The organism is Pseudomonas sp. GXM4 (assembly GCF_008923895.1).
GTDB lineage: Bacteria > Pseudomonadota > Gammaproteobacteria > Pseudomonadales > Pseudomonadaceae > Aquipseudomonas > Aquipseudomonas atacamensis.
In genome coordinates this window covers 12,371-37,111 of sequence record NZ_WBRZ01000026.1, presented here as the reverse complement: position 1 = coordinate 37,111, position 24,741 = coordinate 12,371, and the positions used below count along the sequence as shown (strand labels likewise).

The 24,741-nt window shown below is 60.2% G+C and carries 29 protein-coding genes; 16 read left to right on the top strand and 13 right to left on the bottom strand.

Annotated features, from left to right (window positions below):
• Positions 1 to 225: 225 nt before the first annotated feature.
• The 5 genes from F8N49_RS06405 to F8N49_RS06385 are packed head-to-tail and all read left to right on the top strand — an operon-like array spanning position 226 to position 3,994.
• Complete coding sequence (locus tag F8N49_RS06405) at positions 226 to 633, top strand: hypothetical protein (RefSeq protein ID WP_016771690.1); 408 nt, start codon at positions 226 to 228, stop codon at positions 631 to 633.
• On the top strand, positions 614 to 1,990 hold the full coding sequence (locus F8N49_RS06400) for an aspartate ammonia-lyase (protein ID WP_151551014.1): 1,377 nt from the start codon (positions 614 to 616) through the stop codon (positions 1,988 to 1,990). Before F8N49_RS06405 ends, F8N49_RS06400 begins: the two co-directional genes overlap by 20 nt.
• Positions 1,991 to 2,017: 27 nt before the next feature.
• Positions 2,018 to 2,458: a hypothetical protein gene (locus F8N49_RS06395; RefSeq protein WP_016771688.1), complete on the top strand. Its 441-nt coding sequence runs from the start codon at positions 2,018 to 2,020 to the stop codon at positions 2,456 to 2,458.
• A gap of 1 nt (position 2,459) precedes the next feature.
• The gene (locus F8N49_RS06390) at positions 2,460 to 3,071 is read left to right on the top strand and encodes a superoxide dismutase (protein WP_122747706.1); all 612 of its coding nucleotides are present in this window, start codon (positions 2,460 to 2,462) and stop codon (positions 3,069 to 3,071) included.
• Positions 3,072 to 3,100: 29 nt separating this feature from the next.
• Positions 3,101 to 3,994: a ZIP family metal transporter gene (locus F8N49_RS06385; RefSeq protein WP_151551013.1), complete on the top strand. Its 894-nt coding sequence runs from the start codon at positions 3,101 to 3,103 to the stop codon at positions 3,992 to 3,994.
• Positions 3,995 to 4,028: 34 nt separating this feature from the next.
• Here the strand turns inward: F8N49_RS06385 and F8N49_RS06380 are convergent, their stop codons facing one another.
• The 10 genes from F8N49_RS06380 to F8N49_RS06335 form a co-directional block, all read right to left on the bottom strand.
• Complete coding sequence (locus tag F8N49_RS06380; protein WP_071174390.1) at positions 4,029 to 4,304, bottom strand: HPr family phosphocarrier protein; 276 nt, start codon at positions 4,302 to 4,304, stop codon at positions 4,029 to 4,031.
• 15 nt (positions 4,305 to 4,319) lie between these two features.
• Complete coding sequence (gene rapZ / locus F8N49_RS06375) at positions 4,320 to 5,177, bottom strand: RNase adapter RapZ (RefSeq protein ID WP_016771684.1); 858 nt, start codon at positions 5,175 to 5,177, stop codon at positions 4,320 to 4,322.
• A 2-nt stretch (positions 5,178 to 5,179) separates the two neighbouring features.
• On the bottom strand, positions 5,180 to 5,644 hold the full coding sequence (ptsN, locus tag F8N49_RS06370) for a PTS IIA-like nitrogen regulatory protein PtsN (RefSeq protein WP_073473788.1): 465 nt from the start codon (positions 5,642 to 5,644) through the stop codon (positions 5,180 to 5,182).
• A 12-nt stretch (positions 5,645 to 5,656) separates the two neighbouring features.
• The gene (hpf, locus tag F8N49_RS06365) at positions 5,657 to 5,965 is read right to left on the bottom strand and encodes a ribosome hibernation-promoting factor, HPF/YfiA family (RefSeq protein WP_071174392.1); all 309 of its coding nucleotides are present in this window, start codon (positions 5,963 to 5,965) and stop codon (positions 5,657 to 5,659) included.
• A gap of 73 nt (positions 5,966 to 6,038) precedes the next feature.
• Complete coding sequence (locus F8N49_RS06360) at positions 6,039 to 7,529, bottom strand: RNA polymerase factor sigma-54 (protein ID WP_016771682.1); 1,491 nt, start codon at positions 7,527 to 7,529, stop codon at positions 6,039 to 6,041.
• Positions 7,530 to 7,695: 166 nt separating this feature from the next.
• Positions 7,696 to 8,421, bottom strand: a complete 726-nt coding sequence (gene lptB, locus F8N49_RS06355) for an LPS export ABC transporter ATP-binding protein (protein WP_024011621.1) — start codon at positions 8,419 to 8,421, stop codon at positions 7,696 to 7,698.
• Positions 8,421 to 8,966 carry a lipopolysaccharide transport periplasmic protein LptA gene (lptA, locus tag F8N49_RS06350; RefSeq protein ID WP_016771679.1) on the bottom strand — a complete coding sequence of 182 codons (546 nt, stop codon included), beginning with the start codon at positions 8,964 to 8,966 and terminating at the stop codon, positions 8,421 to 8,423. Before lptA ends, lptB begins: the two co-directional genes overlap by 1 nt.
• On the bottom strand, positions 8,953 to 9,525 hold the full coding sequence (gene lptC, locus F8N49_RS06345; protein WP_024011622.1) for an LPS export ABC transporter periplasmic protein LptC: 573 nt from the start codon (positions 9,523 to 9,525) through the stop codon (positions 8,953 to 8,955). The genes lptA and lptC overlap by 14 nt, the downstream gene beginning before the upstream one ends.
• A gap of 8 nt (positions 9,526 to 9,533) precedes the next feature.
• Positions 9,534 to 10,058, bottom strand: a complete 525-nt coding sequence (locus tag F8N49_RS06340) for an HAD family hydrolase (protein ID WP_071174393.1) — start codon at positions 10,056 to 10,058, stop codon at positions 9,534 to 9,536.
• Complete coding sequence (locus F8N49_RS06335) at positions 10,058 to 11,032, bottom strand: KpsF/GutQ family sugar-phosphate isomerase (protein WP_024011623.1); 975 nt, start codon at positions 11,030 to 11,032, stop codon at positions 10,058 to 10,060. The genes F8N49_RS06340 and F8N49_RS06335 overlap by 1 nt, the downstream gene beginning before the upstream one ends.
• A 272-nt stretch (positions 11,033 to 11,304) precedes the next feature.
• Here F8N49_RS06335 and F8N49_RS06330 point away from each other — a divergent pair, with 272 nt between their 5' ends.
• The 10 genes from F8N49_RS06330 (at position 11,305) to hisC (ending at position 19,272) form a co-directional block, all read left to right on the top strand.
• Positions 11,305 to 12,114: an ATP-binding cassette domain-containing protein gene (locus F8N49_RS06330; RefSeq protein ID WP_076565862.1), complete on the top strand. Its 810-nt coding sequence runs from the start codon at positions 11,305 to 11,307 to the stop codon at positions 12,112 to 12,114.
• Positions 12,114 to 12,911 (top strand): lipid asymmetry maintenance ABC transporter permease subunit MlaE, encoded by a 798-nt coding sequence (gene mlaE, locus F8N49_RS06325; RefSeq protein ID WP_016771674.1) that lies wholly within the window; start codon positions 12,114 to 12,116, stop codon positions 12,909 to 12,911. The genes F8N49_RS06330 and mlaE overlap by 1 nt, the downstream gene beginning before the upstream one ends.
• On the top strand, positions 12,911 to 13,378 hold the full coding sequence (gene mlaD, locus F8N49_RS06320; RefSeq protein ID WP_016771673.1) for an outer membrane lipid asymmetry maintenance protein MlaD: 468 nt from the start codon (positions 12,911 to 12,913) through the stop codon (positions 13,376 to 13,378). The genes mlaE and mlaD overlap by 1 nt, the downstream gene beginning before the upstream one ends.
• 11 nt (positions 13,379 to 13,389) lie before the next feature.
• Positions 13,390 to 14,043 carry a phospholipid-binding protein MlaC gene (locus tag F8N49_RS06315; protein ID WP_056782946.1) on the top strand — a complete coding sequence of 218 codons (654 nt, stop codon included), beginning with the start codon at positions 13,390 to 13,392 and terminating at the stop codon, positions 14,041 to 14,043.
• Entirely contained in the window at positions 14,040 to 14,345 is a 306-nt protein-coding gene (locus tag F8N49_RS06310) for a lipid asymmetry maintenance protein MlaB (protein WP_122747703.1), read from the top strand. Before F8N49_RS06315 ends, F8N49_RS06310 begins: the two co-directional genes overlap by 4 nt.
• Before the next feature lie 116 nt (positions 14,346 to 14,461).
• Positions 14,462 to 14,701, top strand: coding sequence for a BolA family protein (locus F8N49_RS06305; protein WP_016771670.1), 240 nt, complete (start codon positions 14,462 to 14,464; stop codon positions 14,699 to 14,701).
• 22 nt (positions 14,702 to 14,723) lie between these two features.
• Positions 14,724 to 15,989 carry a UDP-N-acetylglucosamine 1-carboxyvinyltransferase gene (gene murA, locus F8N49_RS06300; protein ID WP_016771669.1) on the top strand — a complete coding sequence of 422 codons (1,266 nt, stop codon included), beginning with the start codon at positions 14,724 to 14,726 and terminating at the stop codon, positions 15,987 to 15,989.
• Positions 15,990 to 16,117: 128 nt separating this feature from the next.
• The gene (gene hisG / locus F8N49_RS06295; RefSeq protein ID WP_016771668.1) at positions 16,118 to 16,753 is read left to right on the top strand and encodes an ATP phosphoribosyltransferase; all 636 of its coding nucleotides are present in this window, start codon (positions 16,118 to 16,120) and stop codon (positions 16,751 to 16,753) included.
• Positions 16,754 to 16,878: 125 nt separating this feature from the next.
• Complete coding sequence (hisD, locus tag F8N49_RS06290; RefSeq protein WP_016771667.1) at positions 16,879 to 18,216, top strand: histidinol dehydrogenase; 1,338 nt, start codon at positions 16,879 to 16,881, stop codon at positions 18,214 to 18,216.
• Between the two features lie 3 nt (positions 18,217 to 18,219).
• Positions 18,220 to 19,272, top strand: a complete 1,053-nt coding sequence (gene hisC / locus F8N49_RS06285) for a histidinol-phosphate transaminase (protein WP_151551012.1) — start codon at positions 18,220 to 18,222, stop codon at positions 19,270 to 19,272.
• Positions 19,273 to 19,596: 324 nt separating this feature from the next.
• Here hisC and F8N49_RS06280 read toward each other — a convergent pair whose 3' ends face one another.
• The 3 genes from F8N49_RS06280 to algW all read right to left on the bottom strand — a co-directional run bounded on the left by F8N49_RS06280 (position 19,597) and on the right by algW (position 23,680).
• Positions 19,597 to 20,316: a DUF4198 domain-containing protein gene (locus tag F8N49_RS06280; RefSeq protein WP_151551011.1), complete on the bottom strand. Its 720-nt coding sequence runs from the start codon at positions 20,314 to 20,316 to the stop codon at positions 19,597 to 19,599.
• A gap of 12 nt (positions 20,317 to 20,328) precedes the next feature.
• On the bottom strand, positions 20,329 to 22,434 hold the full coding sequence (locus F8N49_RS06275) for a TonB-dependent siderophore receptor (protein WP_151551010.1): 2,106 nt from the start codon (positions 22,432 to 22,434) through the stop codon (positions 20,329 to 20,331).
• An 88-nt stretch (positions 22,435 to 22,522) separates the two neighbouring features.
• A complete protein-coding gene (gene algW, locus F8N49_RS06270; protein WP_016770590.1) occupies positions 22,523 to 23,680 on the bottom strand; it encodes a Do family serine endopeptidase AlgW in 1,158 nt (385 codons plus the stop codon).
• A gap of 104 nt (positions 23,681 to 23,784) precedes the next feature.
• Between algW and F8N49_RS06265 the strand changes: the two genes are divergently transcribed.
• A complete protein-coding gene (locus F8N49_RS06265; RefSeq protein WP_110646360.1) occupies positions 23,785 to 24,543 on the top strand; it encodes a Nif3-like dinuclear metal center hexameric protein in 759 nt (252 codons plus the stop codon).
• Positions 24,544 to 24,741: the final 198 nt, after the last annotated feature.

The window sequence follows — 24,741 nt, the reverse complement described above, 5'->3', positions numbered from 1 at the left end:
GCGCCATCCGTTCTGGATGGCGCGCCTTTTTTATTCGCTTCGCACAAATCCCCTGTGGGAGCGAGCCTGCTCGAGAAAGCGGTGGATCAGTTGTAAATGTGCTGACTGACACAGCGCATTCGCGAGCAGGCTAACTCCCACAAGTGAGCAGCGCAAACTCGAGTGCTTGTGTTGGTTCTCATTATCAACTAATAATTAATCTCATCTCCGAACGAGTCCCGGATCATGAGTTCTGCCTTGCACGAGCAGCCCTACCTCGAAAGCTGGCGCTGGATGAGCCGCCAGATCCGTTGCGCGCTGGATCCTGACGAACCGCGGCTGATCGAACACTACCTCGCCGAAGGGCGCTATCTGTCCTGTTGCACAGCCACTTCGCCCTGGACTGTCGCCGAAACGTCTTTCCGTCTGCTGCTCGATACCGCCACCGACATCGCGTTGCCGTGGCACTGGCGCAGCGTCTGTCTCGATCAAGCCTGGCGTCCCTTGCGTGAAATGGAGCGCCTGTCGCTATGCCAATGCCGCTTGCGGCGCTGGCAACGCTACACCTGGCAGCTCGCCACTTGCGAGTTGCAACCGTCGATTCCTCTCATTGATTTGCTGCAAGGACATTCGCATGACCAAGACACGTATTGAGCGCGACAGCATGGGCGAACTGCAGGTGCCGGTCGATGCGCTCTATGGCGCGCAGACCCAGCGCGCCGTGGACAACTTCCCGATCAGCGGCAAGCCGATGCCGACGCAGTTCATCCGCGCGCTGATCCTCGCCAAAGCCGCCGCTGCCCGGGCCAACGTCGAGCTGAACCAGATCAGCGCGGCCCAGGGCAAAGCCATCAGTGATGCCGCGCAAGGTCTGCTCGAAGGCGATTTCATGCAGCATTTCCCGGTGGATATCTTCCAGACCGGGTCCGGCACCAGCTCGAACATGAACGCCAACGAAGTGATCGCGACGCTGGCCAGTCGCATGCTCGGCGAGCCGGTCAACGCCAACGATCATGTCAACTGCGGGCAAAGCAGCAACGACATCATCCCGACCACCATCCACGTCAGCGCCGCGCTGGCGCTGCATGAACAATTGCTGCCGGCGCTGTTGCATCTGGTCCAGGTCATCGAGCGCAAGGCCGAGGAAGTGCATCACCATGTGAAGACCGGGCGCACTCACCTGATGGACGCGATGCCGGTGCGCATGAGCCAGGTGCTCAACGGTTGGGCGCAGCAGCTCAAGGCCAATATCGGCCATCTGCAGGATTTGCTGCCGAGCCTGCAAGCGCTGGCGCAGGGCGGCACTGCGGTCGGTACCGGGATCAATGCGCATCCGGAGTTCGCCGCGCGATTCAGTCGGCATCTGAGCCAACTGACCGACGTGCAGTTCACCCCGGGCAAGGATCTGTTCGCGCTGATTGGCTCGCAGGACACGGCAGTCTCTGTCTCCGGCCAGCTCAAAGCTACTGCGGTGTCGCTGATGAAAATCGCCAACGACCTGCGCTGGATGAACTCAGGTCCCCTGGCCGGCCTCGGCGAGATTGAACTGCAAGCGCTGCAACCGGGTTCATCGATCATGCCCGGCAAGGTCAACCCGGTGATCCCGGAAGCCACCGCGATGGTCGCTGCGCAAGTGATCGGCAACGACTCGGTGATCACCGTCGCCGGTCAATCCGGCAACTTCGAACTGAACGTGATGTTGCCGATCATCGCGCACAACCTGCTGAGCAGCATCGAACTGCTGGCCAATTCCAGTCGCCTGCTCGGTGACAAGGCAATCGCTACTTTCAAGGTCAACGAATCGCGCTTGCAAGAAGCGTTGTCGCGCAATCCGATTCTGGTCACCGCGCTCAATCCCATCATCGGTTACCAGAAAGCCGCCGAAATCGCCAAACAGGCCTACAAGGAAGGCCGCGCGGTGATCGACGTCGCTCTGGAACACACCGACCTGTCGCGCAGCCAACTGGAAGAGTTGCTCAACCCCGAGAAACTCACCGCCGGCGGCGTGTAAACCCCGCAACCGCTTTGGAGGCTCACCATGGAGCACTGGAAACGCACGATCGAACGGGCCAATCGCTGCTTCATGCTGGGCGAACTGATCGACGCCCGTGAGGCTTACCTGCAAGCCCTGGCCCTGGCGCAAGTGTTGTTCGAACGCTGGGCGGATGCCGACGAAGCGGTGGCGGCCTGCGTCGTCTCTCATCACAACCTCGCCGACCTGCATTTGCGCCTGAATCAACCGGAGGAGAGCGCCGAATACCTGTGCGCTATCCATCAGCGCTTGTTGCAGACCATGCAGGACGAACGCCTGCGCCCGGCCCTGCGTGAAGCGGCGTTGCGCCAGAGCAGCAAGACCTACGTCGAACTGTTGAATTTCATCAGCGAGCACGGCGAATACCCGCGCACCCAGCGCCTGCTGCATCCGGACACCGGCAATGCCCGCCGCGCCTCAAATCCCCATCAGTATGGAGTCCACTGAAATGGCTTTTACCTTGCCTGCCTTGCCTTATGCCTACGATGCCCTTGAGCCGCACATCGATGCGCAGACCATGGAAATCCATTACACCAAGCATCACCAGACCTACATCAACAACCTCAACGCCGCCGTGGAAGGCACCGAATTCGCCGAGTGGCCGGTGGAAAAACTTGTCGCCAGCGTCCAGCAACTGCCGGAAAAGCTTCGCGCGGCGGTGATCAATCAGGGCGGCGGTCACGCCAATCACTCGCTGTTCTGGGAAGTGATGGTGCCCAACGGAGGCGGCAAGCCCGACGGCGCGCTGGCCACGGCTATTGTTGAGCAACTGGGCGGACTCGACAGTTTCAAGGAAGCCTTCACCAAAGCCGCGCTGACCCGTTTTGGCAGCGGCTGGGCGTGGCTGAGCGTCACCCCGGAGAAAAAACTGATCGTAGAAAGCAGCGGCAACCAGGACAGTCCGTTAATGAACGGCAACACCCCGATCCTTGGCCTCGATGTCTGGGAGCACGCTTACTACCTGCGTTACCAGAACCGTCGCCCGGAATACATCAACGCGTTCTACAACGTGATCAACTGGCCGGAAGTTGCTGCGCGCTATCAGGCCGCACTGGTTTAAGCCTTCAATAAAAACAATCAGGGCTGACTATGGGCACGGAAACACTGGCGATTGGCAGCGGGCGCATGTTTCGTTACGCGGTGGGTTCGCTGTTGCTGTTGGCGGGTATGACTTTACTGGTCGCCCACGGTTTGCAATGGCTGAATCTGGAACCGCGGCTGTTGCGCGCCTTGCAGGGCGGTGCCATCTGCGCCTTGGGCACGGCGCTTGGCGCGGTGCCGGTGCTGGTGATCCGGCGCATGCCGCAGGCACTCAGCGACACCTTGCTGGGATTTGGTGCCGGCGTGATGCTGGCGGCGACGGCGTTTTCGCTGATCGTGCCGGGCATTGCTGCGGCGGAGAGTCTTGGTCTTACGCCGTGGGCCGCCAGTGGCCTGATCTGCTTCGGCATCCTGCTCGGCGCGTTCGGTCTGTATCTGGTGGATCGGCGCGTTTCCGGTGCCTCGCCGGAGATGCTCGTCGGCACGCTGGAGCATCCGGTGATTCCACCACGAATCTGGCTGTTCGTGTTCGCCATCATCGCGCACAACATTCCGGAAGGCATGGCGGTCGGGGTGTCTGCCGGCGGCGGGATGGCGGACGCCGACAGTCTGGCGATGGGCATTGCGTTGCAGGATGTGCCGGAAGGGCTGGTGATTGCGTTGGTGCTGGCCGGGGCGGGGATGTCACGGTTCAGGGCGTTTCTCATCGGCGCGGCGTCTGGGCTGGTCGAACCGGTATTTGCACTGTTATGCGCGTGGCTGGTGAGTCTGGCTCAGGTGCTGTTGCCGCTGGGACTGGCATTGGCGGCCGGGGCGATGTTGCTGGTGGTGACCCACGAAGTGATTCCGGAGTCGCGTCGTCATGGGCATGACAAGCTGGCCAGTCTGGGCCTGTTGGTCGGGTTTTGTCTGATGATGGTGATGGATACGGCGTTGGGGTGAATGGAGGCGAGGAACAGTGTCCCCGCCTCGAGGATTATTCACCTTCGTCGAAATACCTTTCGATCAGATCGACCAATGCGTCCATGGCTTCCTGAGCCTGTTCGCCTTCGGTGCTCAAATAGATTTTGGTGCCTTTGCCTGCCGCGAGCATCATCATCGCCATGATGCTCTTGCCGTCGACAGTCGTTTCAGGTGTGCGTCCCACTCGGATCGTGCAGTCTGGATACTGACCCGCCACGCCGACAAATTTGGCCGATGCCCGGGCATGCAGACCCAGTTTATTGATGATTTCGATTTCACGAGCAGGCATCGCGGTGTGGATCCTTTAGGTGAGGTCGCGGTGGCGAACCTGGACGTTCTTCAGGGTTTTCTGCAGGGCCTGACCCAAACGTTCGGTCAGGTAGACGGAGCGGTGGTGCCCGCCGGTGCAGCCGATGGCAATGGTCACGTAGGCGCGGTTGCTGGCGGCGAAACGTGGCAGCCACTTGTTCAGGTAGGCGTAGATGTCCTGATACATTTCTTCGACATCCGGCTGCTGAGCCAGATATTCGGCCACAGGGGCATCGAGGCCGGACTGAGCGCGTAGCTCCGGTTTCCAGTACGGATTGGGCAGGCAGCGCACATCGAACACGAGGTCGGCGTCGACCGGCATGCCGCGCTTGAAGCCAAATGATTCAACCAGAAACGCCGTGCCGGGCTCAGGCTGATTCAACAGACGCAACTTCAGGGTATCGCGCAGTTGATACAGATTCAGGCTGGTGGTGTTGATTTTAAGGTCAGCCAGGTCGGCAATCGGGCCAAGCAGGGCGGTTTCATCGTGAATCGCCTCGGCCAGCGAGCGATTGGCGTTGCTCAGCGGGTGACGTCGCCGGGTTTCGGAAAAACGCTTGAGCAGGGTTTCTTCGTCGGCGTCCAGATACAGCACATCGCACTTGATGTGTTTGGCACGCACGTCTTCCAGCAATTCGGGAAAGCGTGACAGATGGCTGGGCAGGTTGCGCGCATCAATCGACACGGCGACCAGCGGCTGCGCCAGTTCCGTGTGAATCAGCGCACGCTCGGCCAGTTCCGGCAGCAAACCGGCCGGCAGATTGTCGATGCAGTAGTAGCCGTTGTCCTCAAGGACATTCAGGGCGGTACTTTTACCCGAGCCCGAACGGCCACTGACAATGATCAAACGCATAATTAGTGCCCGTTCTGCTCGTCCAGTACAACCTGGTACAAGGCTTCGTTGCTCGCGGCGCTGCGCAGTTTTTCACGAACTTCCTTGCGGTCGAGCATGCTGGCGATCTGGCGCAACAACTCCAGATGCGCGTCGGTTGCGGCTTCCGGGACCAGCAGCACGAACAACAGGTCCACCGGAGCGCCGTCGATGGCGTCGAAATCGATCGGGGCTTCGAGGTGCAGCAGGGCGCTGATCGGCGCCGTGCAGCTCTTGAGGCGGCAGTGGGGAATGGCGATGCCGTTGCCAAAACCGGTGGAGCCGAGTTTTTCGCGGGCGATCAGCGCCTCGAAGACTTCCTGCATCGCCAGATCCGGCACTTCGCGGTGGATCAGGTTGGCAATCTGTTCGAGGGCTTTTTTCTTGCTGCCGCCCGGCGCGTTCACTTGGGAACGGCCGGGGGTCAGGATGGTTTCAAGTCGGATCATGGGATAGGGGTGTTAACGACCGGTCGCGCCCTGGAGGAGGCTCTGGGTCTTTTCCTTATGCTTTTTGAGTTGGCGATCCAGCTTATCGGTGAGTGAGTCGATCGCAGCGTACATGTCGGTATCTTCTGCGTTGGCGACCACTTCGCTGCCGGGGATATGCAAGGTGGCTTCGATCTTCTGCTTCAGCTTTTCGACGCACATCGTGACCTGCACGTTGGTGATCTTGTCGAAATGTCGCTCCAGTCGCTGGAGTTTTTCCTCTATGTAGGTACGCAGAGGTTGGGTCACTTCCAGTTGGTGTCCACTGATGTTGACTTGCATACAGCTTCTCCTTCGTTGCCAGTGCATAAAGCGGCAGGCCGAAAAGCCTGCCACTGGAACGCTGTAACGTGGCTTACATCAACCGCTTGCGTTCGCTCGAAGGCGCGATTCCGAGGGATTCGCGGTACTTGGCGACGGTGCGGCGAGCCACCTGAATGCCTTGTGCCTCCAGTAAACCAGCGATCTTGCTGTCACTCAACGGCTTTTTCTGATTTTCCGCGGCGACCAGTTTTTTGATGATCGCGCGGATCGCCGTGGACGAGCATTCGCCGCCTTCGGAGGTGCTGACGTGGCTGGAGAAAAAGTATTTCAGCTCATAAATACCGCGCGGGGTATGCATGAATTTCTGCGTGGTCACCCGGGAAATCGTCGATTCGTGCATGCCGACCGCTTCGGCGATGTCATGCAATACCAACGGCTTCATCGCTTCGTCGCCGTATTCGAGGAAGCCGCGCTGATGTTCGACGATCTGCGTGGCCACTTTCATCAGGGTTTCGTTGCGGCTCTGCAGGCTCTTGATGAACCAACGGGCTTCCTGCAACTGGTTGCGCATGAAAGTGTTGTCGGCGCTGGTGTCGGCACGTTTCACAAAACCGGCGTACTGGGCGTTGACGCGCAGACGTGGCACCGATTCCTGGTTCAGCTCGACCAGCCAGCGCTCGTTGTCCTTGCGCACGATCACATCGGGAATGACATATTCGGCTTCGGTCGACTCGATCTGCGAACCGGGACGCGGATTGAGACTCTGCACCAGTTCGATGACCTGGCGCAGCTCGTCTTCCTTGAGCTTCATCCGGCGCATCAACTGGCTGTAATCGCGACTGCCGAGCAGGTCGATGTAATCGGCGACCAGACGCTTGGCCTCGGTCAGCCACGGCGTCTTCGCGGGCAGCTGGCGCAATTGCAGCAGCAGGCATTCGCTGAGGTTGCGGGCGCCGATCCCGGCGGGCTCGAATTGCTGGATGCGATGCAGGACGGCCTCGATCTCGTCGAGCTCGATGTCCAGTTCCGGATCGAACGCTTCAAGAATTTCTTCGAGGGTTTCGTCCAGATAGCCCTGATTGTTGATGCAGTCGATCAGGGTCACGGCGATCAGGCGATCGGTGTCGGACATCGGCGCCAGGTTCAGTTGCCAGAGCAGATGGCTCTGCAGGCTCTCGCCGGCGGACGTGCGGGTGGTGAAATCCCACTCATCATCATCGCTGCTGGGCAGGCTGCTGGCGCTGGTCTGGTAGACGTCTTCCCACGCGGTATCCACCGGCAATTCGTTGGGGATGCGCTCGTTCCATTCGCCATCCTCGAGGTTGTCCACCGTCGGGGCGGTTTCCTGGTAGGAGGGTTCCTGGATTTCGGCGGGCTTCTGTTCGGCGTTGTCGGCCAGAGGATCGGCGTTGTCGAAGTCGTCGCCTTCTTCCTGGCGTTCGAGCATCGGATTGGATTCCAGAGCCTCCTGGATCTCCTGTTGCAGGTCCAGGGTCGACAATTGGAGCAGGCGGATGGCCTGTTGCAGCTGCGGTGTCATCGTCAGCTGCTGGCCCATTCTCAAGACTAGCGATGGTTTCATGGCAGGGGCTTAACACCTTATTCGCCGGCGCTTTGCGCCATCCACTACAGGGCGCCGAAGCGCCAAACTTAAGCAAATTATATGCCTGAAACTGAAGTGTTTGCCTAGAGCGCTGTAACAATTAAAGCGGATAAATGCGCCTTGAATCGATACAGCGCTGTCGCGCTTACAGGCGGAACTCGTGACCCAGATACACTTCCTTGACCAGATCGTTGGCCAGGATGGTCTCGGCATCACCTTCGGCGATCAGTTGACCGTCGTTGACGATGTAAGCGGTTTCGCAGATATCCAGGGTCTCACGGACGTTGTGGTCGGTGATCAGCACACCGATGCCCTTGGCCTTGAGGTGGTGAATGATCTGCTTGATGTCGCCGACCGAGATCGGGTCGACACCGGCGAACGGTTCGTCGAGCAGGATGAATTTCGGCGCAGTGGCCAGGGCACGAGCGATTTCCACCCGGCGGCGCTCACCACCGGACAGGCTCATGCCGAGGTTGTCGCGGATGTGGCTGATGTGGAATTCCTGCAGCAGGCTTTCCAGCTCCTTGCGCCGACCGGCCTTGTCGAGTTCAGGGCGAGTCTCGAGGATCGCCATGATGTTGTCGGCGACCGACAGTTTGCGGAAGATCGACGCTTCTTGCGGCAGATAGCCGATACCGGCCTTGGCGCGGCCGTGCATCGGCTGGTGGCTGACGTCCAGATCATCGATCAGCACACGGCCCTGATCCGCCTGCACCAGGCCAACGATCATGTAGAAGCACGTAGTCTTGCCAGCGCCGTTCGGGCCGAGCAAGCCGACGATCTGCCCGCTGTCGATCGACAGGCTGACGTCACGCACGACCTGGCGGCTTTTATAGGCCTTGGCCAGGTGCTGAGCTTTCAGAGTTGCCATTACTGGGATTTCTCTTCGGTTTTCTTCTTCGGCTGGATCACCATGTCGATGCGCGGACGCGATTCGGTTACCTTGCTGCCCGTGGCGCGACCGGCGCTGGCCAGTTTCTTAACGGTGTCGTAGACGATTTTTTCGCCTTGGGTGACGTTGTTATCCTTGTCGATAACCTTGGCCTTGTCGATCAGCACCACCCGATTCTGCTGGGCGTGGTATTGAATCGTCACGCCGTAGCCCTTGACCGGGTTGGCGTCGCCCTGTGTCTGCAACTGCTCGAAGTAAGCCAGGTTGCCTACCGAGGTCACCACGTCGATGTCGCCATTGGGCGCGCGCGTCATGGTCACGGTGTTGCCTTTAACGATCATCGAACCCTGGGTAATGATCACGTCACCTTTATAGGTGGCGATGCCATTCTTGTCGTCCAGTTGGGCGTCGTCGGCCTGAATGCGGATAGGCTGCTGCTGATCGTTCGGCAGGGACCAGGCGCTCGCGCTTCCCAGTGCTGCGCCCAGACTGAGCAAAATAGGGAGGGTTTTAACGAGCCTCATACTGTCCTCTTACGTTCGATTGCAGGTGTATCCTGCTGTCCTTCAGGTACGCTTTCATTCCGACGCCAGTCGATACGCCGCCAGCGCCCTCGATTCTAACGGGTTGCGCGGTCTGCGCATATTCTTGCTGCGGGAACACGGTCATGCGGGTGCTGGTGATCAGGGTGCCGCGCTGTTTCTCGTCGGTGCGCTGTACGCGTACCGAATCGATCAATTCAACTTCGGTGCCGCCGGAATTCACCTCGCCGCGCTCACTGGTCACGTGCCACGGGAAGTCGGTGCCGCGGTACATGTTCAAATCAGGCTTGGTCACCAGGGTGACATCGGTAGCCTTGACGTGCTCGGCCTTGTCGGAAGTCATCTCGTACTGCACCTTGCCGTCCGGCAGGTACTGAATGGTATGCGTGTTGGTCGCGTACCAGTCGATCGGATTCTCGGCAGCCGAAACCGGTGGCTTGTCGAGGAAGCGTTCCGGGCTGATGTTCCAATAGCCGACCGCAGCGAAAATCGCCGCGATGCAGCCGAACAGCAGGAAGTTGCGAAACTTTTTGCTAAACATGGTCAGGCTCACAGGTACGCGGCGTTGGCCGCTTCGAGGCGGCCCTGGGCGCGCAGGATCAATTCGCAGAATTCACGGGCAGCACCTTCGCCGCCACGGGCGCGGGTAATGCCATGGGCATGTTCGCGGACGAAATCGGCAGCGTTGGCTACCGCCATGCCCAGCCCTACACGGCGGATCACCGGCAAGTCTGGCAGATCGTCGCCCAGATAGGCGACTTCTTCATAGCTTAGGCCCAGTTGCGCGAGCAGGCCGTCGAGCACCACCAGTTTGTCTTCACGCCCCTGAAACAGGTGCGGGATGCCGAGGTTCTTCGCGCGGCGCTCGACCACCGGGGTCTTGCGGCCACTGATGATCGCCGTCTGCACGCCGGCATTCATCAGCATCTTGATGCCTTGGCCGTCGAGCGTGTTGAAGGTCTTGAACTCGCTGCCGTCTTCGAGGAAGTACAGGCGGCCGTCGGTGAGCACACCGTCGACGTCGAACACTGCCAGTTTGATCGCTTTGCCGCGTTGCAGCAGATCGTTGCTCATTACATGACTCCTGCGCGCAGCAGATCGGAGAGGTTGAAGGCGCCGATCGGGCGATCCTCCTCGTCGACGACTACCAGAGCGTTGATTCGATGGTCTTCCATGATTTTCAGGGCTTCGGCGGCTAGCATGTCGGGCCGGGCGGTCTTGCCGTGTGCAGTCATTACCTGGTCGATGGTGGCGCTGCGGATGTCGATGGCGCGATCCAGGGTGCGGCGCAAATCACCGTCAGTGAAGATCCCGGCGAGCTTGCCATCGGCTTCAATAATAGCGGTCATGCCCAGACCCTTGCGGGTCATTTCCATCAGCGCGTCTTTGAGCAGGGTGCCGCGTTGTACCTGCGGCAGCTCCTGTCCGGCGTGCATGACGTTTTCGACTTTCAGCAGCAGGCGACGGCCAAGGGCGCCGCCCGGATGCGAAAAGGCAAAATCTTCAGCGGTGAAACCACGCGCTTCCAGCAAGGCCACGGCCAGAGCGTCGCCCATGACCAGCGCGGCCGTGGTCGAAGAGGTCGGTGCCAGATTCAACGGACAGGCTTCGTGCTCGACATGCACATTGAGATTGACCTCCGCAGCCTTCGCCAATGGCGACTGCGGATTACCGGTGACGCTGATCAGCTGGATGCCGAGGCGTTTGATCAATGGCAGCAGCGTCACGATTTCGTTGGTCGAGCCAGAGTTCGACAGGGCCAGAATCACGTCGTCGCGGGTGATCATGCCCATGTCGCCATGGCTGGCTTCGGCCGGATGCACGAAAAACGCCGGGGTGCCGGTACTGGCCAGGGTGGCGGCGATCTTGTTGCCGATATGCCCGGATTTGCCCATGCCGACTACGACCACGCGGCCCTTGCTGGCCAGAATCATCTCGCAGGCGCGTACGAAATCGGCGTCGATATGGGCCATCAAGCCTTGGACGGCTTCCACTTCGAGGCGGATGGTGCGTTGTGCCGATTGAATCAGGTCGCGGGTTTTGCTCATGTCAGAATCGTATGGGCCGATGAAAAGGCGGCGATTATAGCGGTTATGTGGCAAAGCCTCACGCAAGTTCGACGTGCTTTGTCATTACTGGTTACCAAAACCCTCTGAAACTCGCTCGGGCCCTCTTCAGTCGGCGATCTTGGCCGGGTTCTCGCTTGGGCGCTCAGCCTTTGCAGTGATATAGTTCGCCGCCAGTTCGGCCTGCCCGGGATGCAGGTGTTTCCGAGGAAAGTCTGGCATCCCAGTGAGAGGCTGCATCGCAAGGAGTTTAGATGAGTGCCGATAACGCCTACGCGGTCGAGCTGAAGGGAGTCTCCTTCAAGCGCGGTGCGCGGAGCATTTTCAATAACGTCGATATCCGCATCCCGCGCGGCAAGGTCACCGGCATCATGGGGCCTTCCGGCTGCGGCAAGACCACGCTGCTGCGCCTGATGGGCGCGCAGTTGCGGCCGTCCGGCGGCGAAGTCTGGGTCAACGGGCAGAACCTGCCGACGCTGTCGCGCAGTGATCTGTTCGATGCGCGCAAGCACATGGGCGTGCTGTTTCAGAGCGGTGCGCTGTTCACCGACCTCGATGTGTTCGAGAACGTGGCCTTTCCGCTGCGGGTCCACACCCAGTTGCCGGAAGACATGATCCGCGACATCGTCCTGCTCAAATTGCAGGCGGTGGGCCTGCGTGGTGCCATCGAGCTGATGCCGGACGAACTGTCCGGCGGCATGAAGCGCCGCGTGGCGCTGGCCCGGGCGATTGCCCTCGATCCGCAGATTCTCATGTACGACGAGCCCTTCGTGGGCCAGGACCCGATCGCCATGGGCGTGCTGGTGCGCCTGATCCGCCTGCTCAACGATGCTCTGGGCATCACCAGCATCGTGGTTTCGCACGATCTGGCGGAAACCGCGAGCATTGCCGACTACATCTATGTAGTGGGCGATGGTCAGGTGCTGGGCCAAGGCACACCGGATGAGCTGATGAATTCCGATGATCCGCGTATCCGCCAGTTCATGACCGGTGATCCCGATGGCCCGGTGCCGTATCACTTTCCAGCGACGGATTACCGCGCAGATCTTCTGGGGAAGCGTTGATGCGCAGAATTTCATTGATGGAACGCGTGCGTCGGTTCGGCGAATCGGCGATCGACGCGGTCGCGGTGTTTGGTCGGGCGACCCTGTTCCTGTTTCACGCACTGCTGGGCCGTGGCGGTATCAGCGGTGGTTTCGGCCTGCTGGTCAAGCAGCTGCATTCGGTCGGCGTCATGTCGCTGGTGATCATCGTGGTCTCCGGCATTTTCATCGGCATGGTCCTGGCGTTGCAGGGCTTCAGCATTCTTTCCAGCTATGGTTCAGAGCAGGCGGTGGGGCAGATGGTCGCCCTGACGCTGCTGCGTGAACTGGGGCCGGTGGTCACGGCGTTGCTGTTTGCCGGGCGGGCCGGTTCGGCGTTGACCGCCGAGATCGGCAACATGAAATCCACCGAGCAGTTGTCCAGCCTGGAAATGATCGGTGTCGATCCGCTCAAGTACATCATTGCCCCGCGCCTGTGGGCCGGCTTCATTTCCCTGCCGGTGCTGGCGATGATCTTCAGCGTCGTCGGCATCTGGGGCGGTTCGTGGGTCGCAGTCGACTGGCTGGGCGTTTATGAAGGCTCGTACTGGGCGAACATGCAGAACAGCGTGAACTTCACCAGTGACGTGCTCAATGGCGTGATCAAAAGTGTCGTTTTCGCCTTTGTGGTGACCTGGATCGCCGTATTCCAAGGCTATGACTGTGAGCCCACTTCCGAGGGGATCAGTCGTGCCACCACCAAGACCGTGGTGTTTGCCTCGCTGGCAGTGCTCGGCCTGGACTTTATTCTGACCGCTTTGATGTTTGGAGATTTCTGATGCAAAACCGCACCCTGGAAATCGGTGTCGGCCTGTTCCTGCTGGCAGGGATCCTGGCTTTGCTGCTGCTCGCCTTGCGCGTCAGCGGCCTGTCTCCGACTTCGTCCACCGACACTTACAAGTTATATGCGTATTTCGACAATATCGCCGGTCTGACGGTCAGAGCCAAAGTGACCATGGCCGGTGTGACCATCGGCAAGGTCACCGCTATCGATCTGGATCGCGACAGCTTCACCGGTCGGGTCACGCTGCAAGTGGATAAAAAGGTCGACAACCTGCCGGTCGATTCCACAGCGTCTATCCTGACCGCGGGTCTGCTGGGCGAGAAATACATCGGTATCAGCGTCGGCGGCGAAGACACCCAGTTGAAAGACGGTGGAACCATCCACGACACGCAGTCGTCACTGGTACTGGAAGACCTGATCGGTAAATTCTTGCTCAATACCGTTAGCAAAGACGCCAAATGAGGAGCTTTTGAATGATCTCTATCTTGCGACGTGGCCTGTTGGTGTTGCTCGCGGCCCTGCCGTTGATGGCTAACGCTGCACCGGGGCAATCGGCTCATGACCTGATTCAGGACACCACGAACCGGATGCTTGCCGACTTGCAGGCAAACAAAGAGAAGTACAAGCAGGATCCGCAGGATTTCTATGCGGCGCTGAACAACATTGTCGGTCCGGTGGTGGATGCCGAGGGCATCTCCAAAAGCATCATGACCGTGAAGTATTCGCGCAAGGCCACGCCTGAGCAGATGCAGCGCTTTCAGGAAAACTTCAAGCGCGGTCTGTTCCAGTTCTACGGCAACGCTTTGCTGGAATACAACAACCAGGGCATCACTGTTGACCCGGCCAAAGACGAATCGGGCGACCGCACCAGCGTCAACATGACCGTCAAGGGCAGCAACGGCGCGATCTATCCGGTGCAATACACGCTTGAGAAGATCAGCGGCGAGTGGAAACTGCGCAACGTGATCATCAACGGCATCAATATCGGCAAGCTGTTCCGTGACCAGTTCGCCGACGCCATGCAACGCAATGGCAACGATCTGGACAAGACCATCGATGGCTGGGCCGGTGAAGTGGCCAAGGCCAAGCAGGAAACCGACAAAGCCGCCGCGAAGCCAGCGCAATGAGTGAGGCGGCAGTTCGTATGAGTGATGTCGACGAGCTTGTGCTCAGCGGCGTGCTGGATTACCGCACCGGGCCTGAGCTGCGCAAGGAAGGGCAGGCGCTGATCAAGTCGAGCAAGGCATCGGCGCTGGTCATCGATTGTTCGGCGGTGCAGAAGTCCAGCAGCGTCGGCCTGTCGTTGCTACTGTGCTTCATGCGTGATGCGCAGGCGGCCGGCAAGGCCGTCAGCATTCGCTCGATGCCTGACGACATGCGTGAAATCGCTCAGGTCAGTGAATTGACCGAGTTGTTGGCGCAACCCTGAACCATCATCTATAAAGAAGCCCCCCCGTCAGAGTCCTGCGTTGCGGGGTTCGCAGGCGCGGGGCTTTTTTGTATGATGTCCGACCCGTGCGCACAGGGCGCCGATTGAGGTTGAGCATGCAGGCCGTAGAAGTGAAGAGCTTCCTTGAAGGAAAGCTGCCAGGAACGCTGGTAGAAGTTGAAGGCGAAGGCTGCAACTTCCAGCTGAACGTGATTAGCGATGAACTGGCGGCGTTGAGCCCGGTGAAGCGTCAGCAGCAGGTCTATGCCCATTTGAACCCATGGATCACCGATGGCAGCATCCATGCGGTCACTATGAAATTTTTCAGCCGCGCGGCCTGGGCCGAGCGCACCTGAGCCCTAGGGCGTCGAGATACTAATGGATAAATTGATTATTACCGGTGGCGCTCGTCTTGATGGCGAGATCCGCATTTCCGGCGCGAAGAACTCCGCCCTGCCGATTCTGGCTGCGACCTTGCTGTGCGATGGCCCGGTCACCGTTGGCAACCTGCCGCACCTGCACGACATCACCACCATGATCGAGCTGTTCGGGCGCATGGGCATTGAGCCGGTGATCGACGAGAAGCTCAGCGTCGAAATCGACCCGCGCACCATCAAGACCCTGATCGCGCCGTACGAACTGGTGAAAACCATGCGTGCGTCGATCCTGGTACTGGGCCCGATGGTCGCGCGTTTCGGTGAAGCTGAAGTCGCGCTGCCTGGCGGTTGCGCCATCGGTTCGCGTCCGGTCGACCTGCACATTCGCGGTCTGGAAGCCATGGGCGCGGTCATCGACGTCGAAGGCGGCTACATCAAGGCCAAGGCACCTGAAGGTGGCTTGCGCGGCGCGCACTTCTTCTTCGACACCGTCAGCGTGACCGGTACCGAAAACATCATGATGGCCGCTGCTCTGGCCAAGGGCCGCAGCGTGTTGCAGAACGCCGCGCGCGAGCCTGAAGTGGTCGACCTGGCGAACTTCCTCAATGCCATGGGCGCCAAGGTTTCCGGTGCTGGCACCGACACCATCACCATTGATGGCGTCGAGCGCCTGGGTTCGGCTTTCTACAAAGTCATGCCTGACCGTATCGAAACCGGCACCTATCTGGTCGCTGCTGCCGTGACCGGTGGCCGCGTCAAGGTCAAGGACACCGATCCGACCATTCTCGAAGCAGTGCTGGAAAAGCTGCGTGAAGCCGGCGCGGAAATCACCTGCGGTGAAGACTGGATCGAGCTGAACATGCACGGCAAGCGCCCGAAAGCGGTCAACGTGCGCACTGCGCCGTACCCGGCGTTCCCGACCGACATGCAGGCCCAGTTCATCTCGCTCAACGCCATTGCCGAAGGCACTGGTGCGGTGATCGAGACGATCTTCGAAAACCGTTTCATGCACGTGTACGAACTGCACCGCATGGGCGCGCACATCCAGGTTGAAGGCAACACCGCGATCGTCACCGGTATCGAGAAGCTCAAGGGCGCGCCAGTCATGGCCACCGACCTGCGCGCGTCGGCCAGCCTGGTGATCTCGGCGCTGGTTGCCGAAGGCGACACGCTGATCGACCGCATCTACCACATCGACCGTGGTTACGAGTGCATCGAAGAAAAACTGCAAATGCTGGGTGCCAAGATCCGCCGCGTTCCGGGCTGATCGCTGCATCGGGACACAGGGACGTGTCCACTGAATTCGTTTCGAGTCGAGGGTGTACGCACCCTCGATGTGTGTCCGGCGCCGATTGCGACCGGGCATGAGTACCTTGATAAGGACTGACGTTTCCCATGTTGACCATCGCACTGTCCAAGGGCCGCATCCTTGACGACACCCTGCCGCTTCTCGCTGAAGCGGGCATCGTGCCGACCGAGAATCCGGACAAGAGCCGCAAGCTGATCATTCCCACGACCCAGGACGACGTGCGTCTGCTGATCGTGCGTGCCACCGACGTGCCGACCTATGTCGAGCATGGCGCGGCCGACCTCGGCGTCGCCGGTAAGGACGTGCTGATGGAATACAGCGGCCAGGGCCTGTACGAGCCGCTGGACCTGCAGATCGCTCAGTGCAAGCTGATGACCGCCGGCAAGATCGGCGCGGCCGAGCCCAAGGGCCGTCTGCGCGTGGCGACCAAGTTCGTCAACGTTGCCAAGCGTTATTACGCCGAGCAGGGCCGTCAGGTCGACATCATCAAGCTGTACGGCTCGATGGAGCTGGCGCCGCTGATCGGGCTGGCCGACAAGATCATCGACGTGGTCGACACCGGCAACACCCTGCGCGCCAACGGCCTGGAACCCCAGGAACTGATCGCCACGATCAGCTCGCGTCTGGTCGTCAACAAGGCTTCAATGAAAATGCAGCACGCCCGGATCCAGGCGTTGATCGACACCCTGCGCAACGCAGTGGAATCGCGACACCGCGGCTGATCTACCTGCGCGGCCCGAGGCCGCGCCGTCTATCCGCCTCATAGCCAGAATTCTCAGGTGCCCAAGCGGATCGAATGCTAGTTTCGGGCGCCTGAGTTATTTGCCATTCCTATGAGGCTCTCGCTATGACCGCAACCACTGCAATTCGCCGACTCAACGCTGCTGACCCGGATTTCGCGCATCATCTGGATCATCTGCTGAGCTGGGAAAGTGTGTCTGACGACTCGGTCAATCAGCGCGTGCTGGACATCATCAAGGCTGTGCGCGAGCGCGGTGACGCGGCGCTGGTCGAGTTCACCCAGAAGTTCGACGGCCTCGAAGTCGCCTCGATGGCCGACCTGATCCTGCCGCGCGAGCGCCTTGAACTGGCCCTGACCCGCATCACTGTGCCGCAACGCGAGGCCTTGGAAAAAGCCGCCGCCCGGGTGCGCAGCTATCACGAAAAACAGAAGCAGGATTCCTGGAGCTACACCGAAGCTGACGGCACGGTGCTCGGCCAGAAGGTCACGCCGCTGGATCGCGCAGGCCTGTACGTGCCGGGCGGCAAGGCTTCGTATCCGTCGTCGGTATTGATGAACGCGATTCCGGCGAAGGTGGCCGGCGTGACCGAAGTGGTCATGGTCGTGCCAACCCCGCGCGGTGAAATCAACGAGCTGGTGCTGGCCGCTGCCTGCATCGCCGGTGTCGACCGCGTGTTCACCATCGGCGGCGCGCAAGCGGTTGCCGCACTGGCTTATGGCACCGAAAGCGTGCCGCGTGTCGACAAGGTTGTCGGCCCGGGCAATATCTATGTGGCCACGGCCAAGCGTCATGTGTTCGGCCAGGTCGGCATCGACATGATTGCCGGCCCTTCGGAAATTCTTGTGGTCTGCGACGGCCAGACCGATCCGGACTGGATTGCCATGGATCTGTTCTCCCAGGCCGAGCACGACGAAGACGCGCAAGCGATTCTGGTCAGCCCCGACGCCGAGTTCCTCGACAAGGTGGCTGCGAGCATCGACAAACTGCTGCCGACCATGGACCGCGCGACCATCATCGAAACTTCGATCAATGGCCGTGGTGCGCTGATTCAGGTGAGCGACATGGCGCAGGCCATCGAAGTCGCCAACCGCATCGCCCCGGAACACCTGGAATTGTCGGTCGCTGATCCACAAGCCTGGCTGCCGCAGATTCGTCACGCCGGTGCGATCTTCATGGGCCGCCACACTTCCGAAGCGTTGGGCGATTACTGCGCCGGTCCGAACCACGTGTTGCCGACTTCCGGCACCGCGCGCTTCTCCTCGCCGCTGGGCGTCTACGACTTCCAGAAGCGCTCGTCGATCATCTTCTGCTCCGAGGCCGGCGCTTCCGAACTGGGCAAAACTGCATCGGTACTGGCCCGTGGTGAATCGCTGAGCGCCCACGCACGCAGCGCCGAATACCGCATCAAAGACCAAGACTTTCTGAAAGGGCAGGGGAACTGAGCGATGAGTAAATTCTGGAGCCCGTTCGTCAAGGACCTGGTGCCCTACGTGCCGGGCGAACAGCCGAAGCTGACCAAACTGGTCAAGCTCAATACCAACGAAAATCCGTATGGCCCGTCGCCAAAGGCGCTGGCGGCGATGCAAGCCGAGCTCAACGACAACCTGCGCCTGTACCCGGACCCGAACAGTGACCTGCTGAAAAACGCCGTGGCCGAATACTACGGCGTGCAAACCAGTCAGGTGTTCCTTGGCAACGGTTCGGACGAAGTGCTCGCGCACATCTTCCACGGTCTGCTGCAACACGACCAGCCGCTGCTGTTCCCGGACATCAGCTACAGCTTCTATCCGGTCTACTGCGGTCTGTACGGCATTGAATTCGACGCGGTGCCGCTGGATGCGCAATTCCAGATCAACCCGGCCGATTACGCCAAACCGAATGGCGGGATCATTTTCCCCAACCCGAACGCCCCGACCGGATGCTTGCTGGCGCTGGACGCCGTCGAGCAAATCCTCAAGGCCAGTCCTGATTCGGTCGTAGTCGTGGATGAGGCGTACATCGACTTCGGCGGCGAGACGGCGATCAGTCTGGTGGACCGCTATCCAAACCTGCTGGTGACGCAGACGCTGTCCAAATCACGTTCGCTGGCCGGCCTGCGTGTCGGTCTGGCGGTAGGGCATCCGGACCTGATCGAAGCGCTGGAGCGGATCAAGAACAGCTTCAACTCCTATCCACTGGATCGTCTGGCGATTGTCGGCGCGGCGGCGGCTTTCGAAGATCGCGAGTATTTCGACAAGACCTGCCGTCAGGTGATCGAGAGCCGCGAATGGGTGGTGGCGCAGTTGCAGGCTAAAGGCTTTGAAGTGCTGCCGTCGGCGGCCAACTTCATCTTCGCTCGCCACCCGCAGCATGATGCGGCGGGCCTGGCGGCCAAGCTGCGCGAGCAGGGCGTGATCGTGCGGCACTTCAAGCAGGAGCGGATTGCGCAGTTCCTGCGGATATCGGTGGGTACGCCGGAGCAGAATCAGGCGTTGATCGACGGCCTTGGCGACCTCTAAAAGCAAAAGCCCCTCACCCTAGCCCTCTCCCAGAGGGAGAGGGGACTGAATGGGGAATATTGGAGAGGCTCACCGACTTGAACGATTTGTATTGAATCCATAATCAACTCGGTCTTTCAGGTCGATGTATCCCGCAAGACAACTCGGTCGGCCCCCTCTCCCAGATGGAGAGGGGACTGAATGGGGAATATTGCAGAGGTTCACCGACTTGAACGATTTGTATTGAATCCATAATCAACTCGGTCTTTCAGGTCGATGTATCCCGCAAGACAACTCGGTCAGCTCTCTCTCCCTCTGGGAGAGGGCTGGGGTGAGGGTGTGCTTTTATTCGTGATGCGGCTCGCCAAGGAATGTCAGCGAACTGAACAACCCACGACTGTCCACATCCGCGCTGTCCCTCACCGGCACCTCGACCTGCGCCGCAATCACATTCAACCCTTCATTACGCACCAGCACCTGCGCACGCCCATCCTTGTCGGTCTCGGTGCTCAGGGTGTTTGGCGCGCTGCGATAGTCGCCAATCAACTTCACCCCGGCCGCCGGTTTGCCATCGAGCAGCACCCGCACCGGTAACGATTTACCCGGCCCGACCGTCAGCGGATCGACCTCCGGCAGGATCAGCAGTTTGATCTGGTCAAGCTTCGGCAACTTCGCCCCCGGCTGATAGATCGCCAGACTGTACTTGAACGTCTGCGTGGCCTCGGTGGCGCCGGGTACTTTGCTGCGTCCTTCGTTGATCCACTTCTTGTCCGCCGTCTGCGACCACATGCCGTTGTTCAGCGCCACGGCCAGCACCGCCGGCGGCTTCAACGGTTTCAGCCGGGCATGATCGGCCAGGCGCTCGACGCTGACCGGGATCATTTTGCCGCTTGCGTCATAAGCCCAGGCACCGCTGATTTTCTGCGCCTTGAAGGCGTTGTCTTCGGCGCCATGGCCGTAGATCACTTCGATGTTGCCGCGTCGTTCCTCTGTCCACAGGCCGTGGGCCGACACCTGACCGGTGAATAGCGCAGCGATGAGCAGAAGGGATTTGCCGTAGTGCATGGTGACGTCCTTTTACAGGTTGAGTGTCAGGCTGACGGTGAAATTGCGTGGCTCGCCGGGGTTGACCCAGTAGTTGCTGTAGGAGCGCTCGTAGTATTTTTCGTCGAAGATGTTGTTCAGGTTCAGGCCGAGCGTGACGTTGTCGCTGGCCTTGTAATGCGCGAGCAAGTCGACGGTCTGGTAGGCCGGCAATTCGAAGTCGCTGCCGGATTCGCCCGAGCGATCGCCGACGTAGGTGAACGCTGCACCGACGTCTGAACCGCGCAGTCGGCCATCCTGAAATTCATAAACACCCAGCAGACTGCCGCTGCGTTTGGCCACGCCGAGGATGCGGCTGCCGGTAGGAATGGTCGCGTCGCCCTTGGTCACCTCGGCGTCGATGTAGGCGAAGGCGCCGATGACCCGCACCGCGTCGGTCACTTGGCCGCTCACTTGCCAATCGAAACCCTGACTGCGCGCCTTGCCCATGGCGCGGCTGGTGTCGGTGCCCGGATCGAGGGCGAGAACGTTTTCCTTGTCGATGTGGAAGAAGGCGAGGGTGCTGCTCACGCGCTCATCGAACAGCTCGTTCTTGATCCCCACTTCGTAACCGACACCTTCTTCCGGATCGAAGGATTTGCCGGAGGCATCCAGGCCGTTGTTCGGTTTGAACGAGGTCGAGGCGTTGGCGAACAGGCCGGTGTTCGGCGTGAGCTGATAGAGCAGGCCGGCGCGTTGAGTCAGTGCGTCGTGGCGCTGATGGCTTTTGGCGTTGCGGCTGTGATCGTCGATGCGCTGATCGAAATGCTCGAAGCGCGCGCCGACCATGCCGCGCAGCTTGTCGGTGAAGATGATCTGGTCCTGCAGATTCAGCGCATGACTTTCAACGTGTTCGAAGAAGTCGGTGCCCGAGCGTACGCCATTGGGTTTCGGCTGGCCGTAAACCGGTTTATAGATGTCGATGGCGTAGGGGCCGCCAGCAATGGTGGTGACGCGTTCGTCTTTGCGGTAATTCTCGTACTCGGTGCCGATCAGCAATTCGTGCTGCCACGGCCCGAGGTCGAACAGACCGCGCAGTTCCAGTTGGGTGATGCTGTCGTGCCAACTCGTGTCGCGTTCGCGCAAGCGGCGGTTGACCGTGTGGCCGTCGGCGTTCAGCGGTCGTGCTTCGGAAGCGTCGCCCCAGAGCTTGCCTTCCTTGTAGTGGCTGGCCAGACGCAGTTTCCAGCTGTCGTTCAGATGGTGTTCAAGAGTGGCCTGGAGCAGGTTGTTGTGGTTGTCGATGTTGCCGTCGTTGGGCTCGCCGAGGAAGGTCGAGCGCGATACGCCGCTCCACTTGTTGTTCGGCGCCACCACACCACGATCGAACGTCGAATTGTGACGGACGATTTCGCTCTCCACCAGCAGCGAGGTGTCCGGGTTCAACTGCCAACTGATTGAGGGTGCGACGAATACCCGCTGGCTGTCGACGTGGTCGCGAAAGCTGTTGTTGTCTTCTACGGCGAAGTTGATGCGCGAGAGCACATTGCCCTGGTCATCAAGGGGCGTGTTGACGTCCAGCGCGGTGCGGTAGCGATCCCAACTGCCGGCGCTGGTCTGCAAAGTGGTGAACGCTTCGGGCTGCGGCTTCTTGGTGACGATGTTCACCGTGCCGCCGGGATCACCCCGGCCGTACAGGCTGGCGGCCGGGCCCTTGAGCACTTCGATGCGTTCTATATTGGCCGCATCTGGCGTACTCGGATAACCGCGATTGGCACTGAAGCCGTCCTTGTAGAACTCCGAGGTGGTGAAGCCGCGCACGCTGTATTCGTACAGGGTCAGGCCGCCGAAGTTGTTCTGCTTCGATACGCCGCCGGCAAAATCCAGCGCGCGTTCAACGCTGGTGCTGCCCAGATCCGAGAGCACACTGGCCGGAACGACGCTGATGGCTTGTGGGATATCGCGAATCGCCGTGTCGGTTTTGGTCGCACTGGCCGAGCGAGTCGCGCGATAACCGCTGACCGGGCCGGAGGGTGATTCGTAGTCGGAAGTGACGCTGATGGCTTCCAGCTCAACGGGCTGCGGCTCATCGGCGAAGGCGGGATCGCAGAGCAAACCCAGAGTCAGGCCCAGCAGCGAGGCCTTTTTGCGAGACGGCATGTTATGTTATTCCAATTGCTAGAATTGAAACAATATAACATGCCTGTTGAGAATGTCTGTTATTCGCGCCACTGGCGCGAAAACATTTTTACTCTTCTTTTTCTTTCACCGGTGCCGGTGGGGGACGCAGGCCGATTTCAGCGGTCAGCTTCAGCTCCTTGCCGTTGCGCATGACCTGAATTGTCACCTTGTCGGTCGGTTTGATCCGCGCCACCTGGTTCATCGAGCGGCGACCATCGCCGGCGGGCTCGCCATCGATGCTCAGAATCACATCGCCCAGTTGCAGGCCGGCTTTCTGCGCCGGGCCGTCACGGAAGATTCCGGCAACGACAATCCCCGGGCGCCCGGACAAGCCAAACGACTCCGCCAGTTCCTGAGTCAGCGGTTGTACTTCGATGCCCAGCCAGCCACGAATCACTTGGCCGTGCTCGATGATCGACTTCATCACTTCCATCGCCAGTTTCACCGGGATGGCAAAACCGATGCCTTGCGAGCCGCCGGATTTGGAAAAGATCGCCGTGTTGATACCGGTGAGGTTGCCGTTGGCATCCACCAGCGCACCGCCGGAGTTGCCCGGGTTGATCGCCGCATCGGTCTGGATGAAGTCTTCGTAGTTGTTCAGGCCCAACTGATTGCGGCCGGTGGCGCTGATGATGCCCATGGTCACGGTCTGGCCGACGCCGAACGGGTTGCCGATGGCCAGCGCGACGTCGCCGATGCGAATGCTGTCGGAGCGGCCGACGGTGATTGCCGGGAGGTTTTTCAGGTCGATTTTCAGGACAGCCAGGTCAGTCTCAGGATCGCTGCCAATCACCCGTGCGAGCGTTTCGCGACCATCCTTCAACGCCACAACAATCTGGTCGGCGCCGCTGGTGACGTGGTTGTTGGTGAGGATGTAGCCTTCCGGGCTCATGATCACCCCGGAACCGAGACTCGATTCCATGCGCTTCTGTTTCGGCGAATTGTCACCGAAGAAGCGGCGGAACTGCGGATCCTCGAACAAGGGATGCGCCGGTTTGTTGATGACCTTGGTGGTGTACAGGTTGACCACCGACGGCGCGGCGATGCCCACCGCATCCGCATAGGACACCGGCCCCTGCTGCACGATCGTGGTCTGAGGGGCCTGTTGCAGATTGACGTCGAGGCTCGGCAGCCCGACCCACTCGGGGTAACGCTGAATAATCAACAGAGCGATAAGCACACCGGCCAACAGCGGCCAGCCAAAAAAACGCAGCGCCTTGAGCATTAAGCACGTTCCTGGAAAGGTTGCAGGCGAGGTCAGACCGCCCATAATGTCGCGCATTATACGAGGCCGCGCGCGCCTCTGAACGGGATATTTAGGAGTCTTTCATGGCCGTTGCCCTCAGCACCCTCGTCGAAGAAGCCGACCGTTACCTGGGCAGTGCGAAAATTGCCGATTATTGCCCCAACGGATTACAGGTCGAAGGCCGCCCGCAAGTGATGCGCATCGTCAGTGGCGTCACCGCCAGCCAGGCTTTATTGGACGCCGCCGTCGAAGCCGAGGCCGACCTGATCCTGGTCCACCACGGTTATTTCTGGAAAGGCGAAAACCCCTGCGTCACCGGCATGAAACAGCGCCGCTTGAAGACCTTGCTCAAGCACGACATCAGTCTGCTCGCCTATCACCTGCCGCTGGATCTGCACCCGGACGTCGGCAACAACGTGCAACTGGCGCGTCAGCTCGACATCACTGTCGAAGGGCCGCTCGACCCGAGCAATCCGAAAGTCGTCGGGCTGGTCGGCTCGCTGAATGAGCCAATGACTGCGCGGGATTTCGCGCGCAAGGTGCAGGAAGTCATGGGCCGCGAGCCGCTGCTGATCGAAGGCAGCGGCATGATCCGCCGCGTCGGCTGGTGCACCGGTGGTGGCCAGGGCTATATCGACCAGAGTGTGGCGGCGGGTGTCGATCTGTTCATCAGTGGCGAGGCCTCCGAGCAGACTTTCCACAGCGCCAGGGAAAACGACATCAGCTTCATCGCCGCTGGCCACCACGCCACCGAACGCTACGGCGTGCAGGCGCTGGGTGAGTATCTGGCGAAGCGCTTTGCCCTTGAGCACATCTTCATCGATTGCCCCAACCCGATCTGAGCTCACCGCAAACTCCTGTGGGAGCTAGCCTGCTCGCGAAGGCCTCAGACCTTCAATACAAGGTGCCTGACACTCCGCCTTCGCGAGCAGGCTAGCTCCCACGTTCGGCCCTGACGGCCGAACTGGTGGGCATATTCATATACCCTTTCGATCTAGTTGGCGTCCTGATTAGAAGAGGTCGCTGTGCTAGGATTCCTC

Coding starts and splice junctions, on each gene's coding strand:
- F8N49_RS06405 (WP_016771690.1), top strand. CDS start 226: ATGAGTTCTGCCTTGCACGAGCAGCCCTACCTCGAAAGCTGGCGCTGG.
- F8N49_RS06400 (WP_151551014.1), top strand. CDS start 614: ATGACCAAGACACGTATTGAGCGCGACAGCATGGGCGAACTGCAGGTG.
- F8N49_RS06395 (WP_016771688.1), top strand. CDS start 2,018: ATGGAGCACTGGAAACGCACGATCGAACGGGCCAATCGCTGCTTCATG.
- F8N49_RS06390 (WP_122747706.1), top strand. CDS start 2,460: ATGGCTTTTACCTTGCCTGCCTTGCCTTATGCCTACGATGCCCTTGAG.
- F8N49_RS06385 (WP_151551013.1), top strand. CDS start 3,101: ATGGGCACGGAAACACTGGCGATTGGCAGCGGGCGCATGTTTCGTTAC.
- F8N49_RS06380 (WP_071174390.1), bottom strand. CDS start 4,304: ATGCCTGCTCGTGAAATCGAAATCATCAATAAACTGGGTCTGCATGCC.
- rapZ (WP_016771684.1), bottom strand. CDS start 5,177: ATGCGTTTGATCATTGTCAGTGGCCGTTCGGGCTCGGGTAAAAGTACC.
- ptsN (WP_073473788.1), bottom strand. CDS start 5,644: ATGATCCGACTTGAAACCATCCTGACCCCCGGCCGTTCCCAAGTGAAC.
- hpf (WP_071174392.1), bottom strand. CDS start 5,965: ATGCAAGTCAACATCAGTGGACACCAACTGGAAGTGACCCAACCTCTG.
- F8N49_RS06360 (WP_016771682.1), bottom strand. CDS start 7,529: ATGAAACCATCGCTAGTCTTGAGAATGGGCCAGCAGCTGACGATGACA.
- lptB (WP_024011621.1), bottom strand. CDS start 8,421: ATGGCAACTCTGAAAGCTCAGCACCTGGCCAAGGCCTATAAAAGCCGC.
- lptA (WP_016771679.1), bottom strand. CDS start 8,966: ATGAGGCTCGTTAAAACCCTCCCTATTTTGCTCAGTCTGGGCGCAGCA.
- lptC (WP_024011622.1), bottom strand. CDS start 9,525: ATGTTTAGCAAAAAGTTTCGCAACTTCCTGCTGTTCGGCTGCATCGCG.
- F8N49_RS06340 (WP_071174393.1), bottom strand. CDS start 10,058: ATGAGCAACGATCTGCTGCAACGCGGCAAAGCGATCAAACTGGCAGTG.
- F8N49_RS06335 (WP_024011623.1), bottom strand. CDS start 11,032: ATGAGCAAAACCCGCGACCTGATTCAATCGGCACAACGCACCATCCGC.
- F8N49_RS06330 (WP_076565862.1), top strand. CDS start 11,305: ATGAGTGCCGATAACGCCTACGCGGTCGAGCTGAAGGGAGTCTCCTTC.
- mlaE (WP_016771674.1), top strand. CDS start 12,114: ATGCGCAGAATTTCATTGATGGAACGCGTGCGTCGGTTCGGCGAATCG.
- mlaD (WP_016771673.1), top strand. CDS start 12,911: ATGCAAAACCGCACCCTGGAAATCGGTGTCGGCCTGTTCCTGCTGGCA.
- F8N49_RS06315 (WP_056782946.1), top strand. CDS start 13,390: ATGATCTCTATCTTGCGACGTGGCCTGTTGGTGTTGCTCGCGGCCCTG.
- F8N49_RS06310 (WP_122747703.1), top strand. CDS start 14,040: ATGAGTGAGGCGGCAGTTCGTATGAGTGATGTCGACGAGCTTGTGCTC.
- F8N49_RS06305 (WP_016771670.1), top strand. CDS start 14,462: ATGCAGGCCGTAGAAGTGAAGAGCTTCCTTGAAGGAAAGCTGCCAGGA.
- murA (WP_016771669.1), top strand. CDS start 14,724: ATGGATAAATTGATTATTACCGGTGGCGCTCGTCTTGATGGCGAGATC.
- hisG (WP_016771668.1), top strand. CDS start 16,118: ATGTTGACCATCGCACTGTCCAAGGGCCGCATCCTTGACGACACCCTG.
- hisD (WP_016771667.1), top strand. CDS start 16,879: ATGACCGCAACCACTGCAATTCGCCGACTCAACGCTGCTGACCCGGAT.
- hisC (WP_151551012.1), top strand. CDS start 18,220: ATGAGTAAATTCTGGAGCCCGTTCGTCAAGGACCTGGTGCCCTACGTG.
- F8N49_RS06280 (WP_151551011.1), bottom strand. CDS start 20,316: ATGCACTACGGCAAATCCCTTCTGCTCATCGCTGCGCTATTCACCGGT.
- F8N49_RS06275 (WP_151551010.1), bottom strand. CDS start 22,434: ATGCCGTCTCGCAAAAAGGCCTCGCTGCTGGGCCTGACTCTGGGTTTG.
- algW (WP_016770590.1), bottom strand. CDS start 23,680: ATGCTCAAGGCGCTGCGTTTTTTTGGCTGGCCGCTGTTGGCCGGTGTG.
- F8N49_RS06265 (WP_110646360.1), top strand. CDS start 23,785: ATGGCCGTTGCCCTCAGCACCCTCGTCGAAGAAGCCGACCGTTACCTG.